Source organism: Luteolibacter yonseiensis (assembly GCF_016595465.1).
GTDB lineage: Bacteria > Verrucomicrobiota > Verrucomicrobiia > Verrucomicrobiales > Akkermansiaceae > Luteolibacter > Luteolibacter yonseiensis.
Genome location: NZ_JAENIK010000003.1, coordinates 1 through 6,310, shown reverse-complemented (window position 1 = coordinate 6,310; position 6,310 = coordinate 1). Strand labels below are relative to the sequence as shown.

Genomic DNA, 6,310 nt, shown 5'->3' with positions numbered 1-6,310 from the left:
TTTTGAAAAGCCCGCATTGTCGGGTGGAAACTCCGACGATCTGCCGAACTTCCGGTTGGAAAATGTTCTCCTGCAGGAAGTCTGAAGCCTGGCCAACGCCGAGGCCCGGGCGCGGGGTTCCGGGTTTGCGTAACAACAAAGCCGCCGGGATAAACAAAGCCGCCGGGATATTCCCGGCGGCTTTGTTTGTGTAAATAATCCCGAGTGCGGTTGTTCTGGATTTACCAGATTATTCCCCTGCCGGTATTTCGCGAAACGCTTTAATCCCAAGTCCTGTCGGTGTGGTCCCCACGTCCGGTTGTTTCTTCCCCCCCGTTTTGTCCCTTCTACCCCGGTTGTGCTCCGCCGGTTATGCTCCTCCTCTCTCCACGATCCTTTCCACCCTTTCCACCCTTCCCTCTCTCCTCCCCCCGCACAAAAAAAGAGCCCGGCTCCCTTTTACAGGAGCCGGGCATATACCTGGCGACGACCTACTCTCACAAGACCTATCGTCTCACTACCATCGGCGCTGCGGCGTTTCACTTCCGGGTTCGGAATGGGACCGGGTGGTTCCACCGCGCTCTGGTCACCAGAGGGCAATCCTGGAGCCAACTTCCATTGGCGCAAAACTGAATCTCTGACGATCTGAGCTATGTCTTTGTCGACGGTCAAGCGGGCTTCGTTCCCTTCGCCCGCTCCCTGACATCCACACGGAGTTTTCAATAATTCCAAAACCTGATTTCCTCAGGTCCATTCACGGTCTCTTGTCTTCACTAATTCAAAAATAGGAATCAAGCCAAACGGATGATTAGTACTTCTCGGCTGAATACGTTACCGCACTTACACCTGAAGCCTATCAACGTCGTAGTCTTCGACGATCCTTTGGGGAAAATTCATCTTGGGAGCAGCTTGGCGCTTAGATGCTTTCAGCGCTTATCTGTTCCATACTTAGCTACCCGGCCATGCCCTTGACAGGACAACCGGTGCACCAGAGGTATGTCAATTCCGGTCCTCTCGTACTAGGAACTGAACCCCTCAATTTTCCTGCGCCCACAGAGGATAGAGGACCGAACTGTCTCGCGACGTTCTGAACCCAGCTCGCGTGCCGCTTTAACCGGCGAACAGCCGGACCCTTGGGACCTTCTCCAGCCCCAGGATGCGACGAGCCGACATCGAGGTGCCAAACTTCATCGTCGATATGAACTCTTGGATGAAATCAGCCTGTTATCCCTAAGGTACCTTTTATCCGTTGAGCGACGGCAATTCCACATTCAACCGCCGGATCACTTAGGCCTACTTTCGTATCTGCTCGACTTGTGGGTCTCACAGTTAGGCGGGCTTATGCCTATGCACTCGACACACGGTTACCGACCGTGCTGAGCCCACCTTCGCGCTCCTCCGTTACTCTTTGGGAGGATACCGCCCCAGTAAAACTGACCGGCTGACAATGTCTCTCGCCCGGATTCACGGGTCGAGGTTAGATCTTCCAACACCCAAGGGTGGTATCTCACTGGCGACTCCGCCATCCCCTAAAGGATGGCTTCAAAGTCTCCCACTTATGCTGAGCATGAAAATCGAAAAACCAATGACAGCTTACAGTTAAGGTCTATAGGGTCTTTCCGTCCTTCTGCGGGTAGGCGGCATCTTCACCGCCATTACAATTTCACTGAGCACCTGGTTGAGACAGCGCCCAACTCGTTTCACGATTCGTGCAGGTCGGAACTTACCCGACAAGGAATTTCGCTACCTTAGGACCGTTATAGTTACGGCCGACATTCACGGGGACTTGGGTTCAAAGCTTCGCATTGCTGCTAACATCTTGCCTTAATCTTTCCGCATTGGTCACGTGTCACATCCTATACTTGGACTTGCGTCTTGGCAGAATGCTGTGTTTTTGCTAAACAGTCGGTTGGGCCATTTCACTGCGGCCTAGGTAAACCTAGGCACCCCTTCTCCCGAAGTTACGGGGCCAATTTGCCGAGTTCCTTAACCAGGGTTCACTCTTACGCCTTGGTATATTCTACCCACCCACCTGTGTCGGTTTACGGTACAGGTTCCTTAGCATACACCGGATCTTTTCTCGGCACCTTCTTTGGTAATGCGGATCGGCCGTAGCCTCACCTCGGAATTCAATCACCTAGTTACCTCCAAAAATGCGTCAATCCGGGTTAAGGGTCGGAAGTGCAGGAATATTAACCTGCTGTCCATCGGTTACGCCTGTCGGCCTCACCTTAGGTCCTGACTAACCCCGGGACGAAAATCGTAGCCCGGGAAACCTTGGGTTTACGGCGGACGGGGATCTCACCCGTCTTATCGTTACTCATGTCTGCATCCTCTCTTCTTGATACTCCACGGTCAGTCGCCATCGCGCTTCAATGCAATCAAGAATGCTCCTCTACCGCTCCCGTCCCCAGGGACGGAAGCCCAGAGCTTCGGTATAACGCTTATCGCCAATCATTTTCGGCGCGGAATCTCTCGATGAGTAAGCTATTACGCACTTTTTAAATGGTGGCTGCTTCTAAGCCAACATCCTCACTGTCTGTGAAATTCCACATCCTTTCCACTTAGCGTTATTTAGGCACCTTAGCTGCTGATCAGGGTTGTTTCCCTTTTGACGATGAAGCTTATCCCCCACCGTCTCACTGCCGCGTTCTGTTGAATGGTATTCGGAGTTTGATAGGGGTTGGTAGACGGGTATGCCCCCTAGCCCTTTCAGTGCTCTACCCCCATTCATAAACACGCGACGCTGCACCTCAATGCATTTCGAGGAGAACCAGCTATCACGGGGTTTGATTAGCCTTTCACTCCTACCCTCAGCTCATCAGAGAATTTTTCAACATTCACCTGTTCGGTCCTTCACGCAGTATCACCTGCGCTTCAACCTGGCCAAGGGTAGATCACCTCCGCTTCGGGTCTAGCACGTGCAACTAAGGTCGCCCTGTTCGGACTCGCTTTCGCTTCGCCTCCGTCCCCTAAGGACTTAGGCTCGCCACACATACTAACTCGCAGACTCATTAAGCAAAAGGCACGCCATCATCCCCGAAGGGACTCTGACACCTTGTAGGCACACGGTTTCAGGTTCTATTTCACTCCGCTCACAGCGGTTCTTTTCACCTTTCCCTCACGGTACTTGTTCACTATCGGTCGCTAACTAGTATTTAGCCTTATGCCGTGGTCGGCACAGATTCATACGGCGTTTCACGTGTGCCGTATTACTCAGGAACTCCCTAAGGCCTCGTTGGATTTCGGTTACGGGGGTATCACCCTCTGTGCCGGAACTTTCCAGTTCCTTCACCTATCCATTGAGGTCCCATGACGGGGTCCTACAACCCCGGGAGCAAGCTCCCGGTTTGGGCTGATCCGCTTTCGCTCGCCACTACTGACGGAATCGATTCTCTTTCTTTTCCTCCGGTTACTGAGATGTTTCACTTCACCGGGTATCGCGTCTTCTTTCTTAACTTCCCATATGATCCTAAGATCGGGCTTCGGAAAGAAACGATGGCTTATTAAAACCACCAGGTTACCCCATTCGGAAATCTCCGGATCAAAGCGTATTTGCCGCTCCCCGAAGCTTATCGCAGCTTAACACGTCCTTCATCGCCTGTTAGCACCAAGGCATCCACTGTGTGCCCTTTAAAGCTTGATTCCTAATTGAAATCAGCCACGCGGACTTTTCCTTATCTTCCGATGAGGATAGTTTCCACGCTTTGCAGGTCTTTCGACCTGCCTACTGCCGGCATCTCTGCCGGCTTTGCCGTAAAAATTGATGTATTTGGGAATTAGAATATATTCAAGGACCGCTAAGAATGGCTCTTTATGAGTCATCAATATTTATTGCAGTCTTGAAATTATTTGTTTCTCCATGTGGATGTCAAAGAGCGGACTCGTTTTTTCAGTATGGAACTTCAATCTCTTCGGTAATGGAATGGTGGGCCTGATAGGACTCGAACCTATGACCCCCGCCTTATCAAGGCGGTGCTCTAACCAACTGAGCTACAGGCCCATTTGGATTCCACAAAGCGTTCCCTCCGTTGCCGGAGTCCGAGGCGCTTCATGAAAGATGGTGGAGGTTAACGGATTCGAACCGTTGACATTCTGCTTGCAAAGCAGACGCTCTACCAACTGAGCTAAACCCCCTTTACCGAGGGTGCCCGTTTCACGGGGTGGTGTTGAAGTGAGGAGAAAAGATTAAATTGTGCACTGCGTAACCTATCAATAAATACACAGTTGCGTGGTTTTTTGGTTTGGAACATCCTGCGATGTTCCGGTTTTAAGTGTTTCAGGTGTCTAACTTGCGTTTTGACAACCCCATCCCCCGTTGCCGGGAGCGGGGTCTCGACCTTTCACAGGGACCGTGAGAACGGTTTGTGAATTTCTCCGTAGAAAGGAGGTGATCCAGCCGCAGGTTCCCCTACGGCTACCTTGTTACGACTTCATCCCAGTTACCAGCTACACCTTAGGACCCTACCCCCTTGCGGTTGGTACGGGCACTTCGGGTGCGACCGGCTTCCATGATGTGACGGGCGGTGTGTACAAGACCCGGGAACGTATTCACGCCGTCGTAGATGATACGGCATTACTAGCGATTCCAACTTCATGGAGGCGAGTTGCAGCCTCCAATCCGAACTGAGCCCAGTTTTGCAGATTTCCTCCACCTCGCGGTCTCGGTTCTCATTGTGCTGGGCATTGTAGTACGTGTGCAGCCCAAGGCGTAAGGGCCATACTGACCTGACGTCGTCCCCACCTTCCTCCCAGTTGATCTGGGCAGTCTGACTAGAGTTCCCACCTTCACGTGCTGGCAACTAATCACAAGGGTTGCGCTCGTTGCGGGACTTAACCCAACATCTCACGACACGAGCTGACGACGGCCATGCAGCACCTGTGCAAATTCCCCGAAGGGTCACGCGCTTTCACGCGCTTAGAGATGCATGTCAAGCCTTGGTAAGGTTCTTCGCGTTGCATCGAATTAAGCCACATACTCCACCGCTTGTGCGGGTCCCCGTCAATTTCTTTGAGTTTTAGTCTTGCGACCGTACTTCCCAGGCGGCACGCTTAACGCGTTAGCTCCGGCACAAGGGGGGTCGATTCCCCTCACACCAAGCGTGCACCGTTTACTGCTAGGACTACAGGGGTATCTAATCCCTTTCGCTACCCTAGCCTTCGAGCCTCAGCGTCAGGAATTGTCCAGTAGCTCGCTTTCGCCACGAGTGTTCCTCTTGATCTCCACGCATTTCACTGCTACACCAAGAATTCCAGCTACCTCTCCAATCCTCAAGCACGGCAGTATCGGATGCAGTTCCGGGGTTGAGCCCCGGGATTTCACATCTGACTTACCGCGCCGCCTACGCTCCCTTTACGCCCAGTGATTCCGAACAACGCTCGGGACCTTCGTATTACCGCGGCTGCTGGCACGAAGTTAGCCGTCCCTTCCTCTTCTGGTACTATCAATCATGTCCGCTATTAACAGCCATGCCTTACTCCCAGATGACAGGAGTTTACAATCCGAAGACCGTCATCCTCCACGCGGCGTTGCACCATCAGGGTTGCCCCCATTGTGAATTATTCTCGACTGCTGCCACCCGTAGGTGTCTGGACCGTGTCTCAGTTCCAGTGTGCCTGATCGTCCTCTCAGACCAGGTACCCGTCGTAGCCTTGGTGAGCCGTTACCTCGCCAACAAGCTGATAGGGTGCGAACCAATCCTTCAGCGACAGCCTTGCGGCCACCTTTAATCTTGCGATACCATGGGGTATTAATCCAAGTTTCCCTGGGCTATTCCCCACTGAAGGGCATGTAATTCACATGTTACTCACCCGTGCGCCACTAAACCAGAATTGTATTACTACTCAACTGATCCCGTGCGACTTGCATGTCTTAAACACGCCGCCAGCGTTCGTTCTGAGCCAGAATCAAACTCTCCGTAAAAATGATCTGATCTTTCAGATGCCGTCGCCGGCACCCGCGATTCAAATCGGGGTTGTTGACTTCAAGAGCCAACTTCCGCGCACTGTTTCGATATTGAAACCAGATGCGCAGCGCACAATTTAATCTTTTTCCTCTTCCCAGCGATATCATAGTCTGCTTACGACCGCCTTGCTTGAAGCGTCGGAATCCTTCGCAGGACTTGAATCCTTCGCAGGATCCACCGGTTCACTTTCTCACTTGGCACGATTACCGCTGAGCCATACTGTCAAAGAGCTTGTTTCGAGGGGACTAAAAAGCCGATCGGGTGGTTTGCACCGCGATCGACCGTCTGTCTCTCGGTCGCCCTCCGTCGTGGCGACGGGGAGACCCTAGATTGACCGGCCGCCCCCGGTCAATCCATTTCGTGAT

General features: G+C 52.6%; 2 tRNA genes and 3 rRNA genes. All 5 read right to left on the bottom strand.

From position 1 onward, the window contains the following. Positions 1-457 precede the first annotated feature (457 nt). Positions 458-573, bottom strand: a 5S ribosomal RNA gene (rrf, locus tag JIN84_RS01700). A 193-nt stretch (positions 574-766) separates the two neighbouring features. After that, positions 767-3,625, bottom strand: a 23S ribosomal RNA gene (locus JIN84_RS01695). A gap of 280 nt (positions 3,626-3,905) precedes the next feature. Then, a tRNA-Ile gene (locus JIN84_RS01690) sits at positions 3,906-3,982 on the bottom strand. A gap of 58 nt (positions 3,983-4,040) precedes the next feature. Further along, a tRNA-Ala gene (locus JIN84_RS01685) sits at positions 4,041-4,116 on the bottom strand. A 246-nt stretch (positions 4,117-4,362) separates the two neighbouring features. After that, positions 4,363-5,902, bottom strand: a 16S ribosomal RNA gene (locus JIN84_RS01680). The 16S, 23S and 5S rRNA genes sit together here with 2 tRNA genes alongside, the layout of an rRNA operon. Between the last annotated feature and the right edge of the window lie 408 nt (positions 5,903-6,310).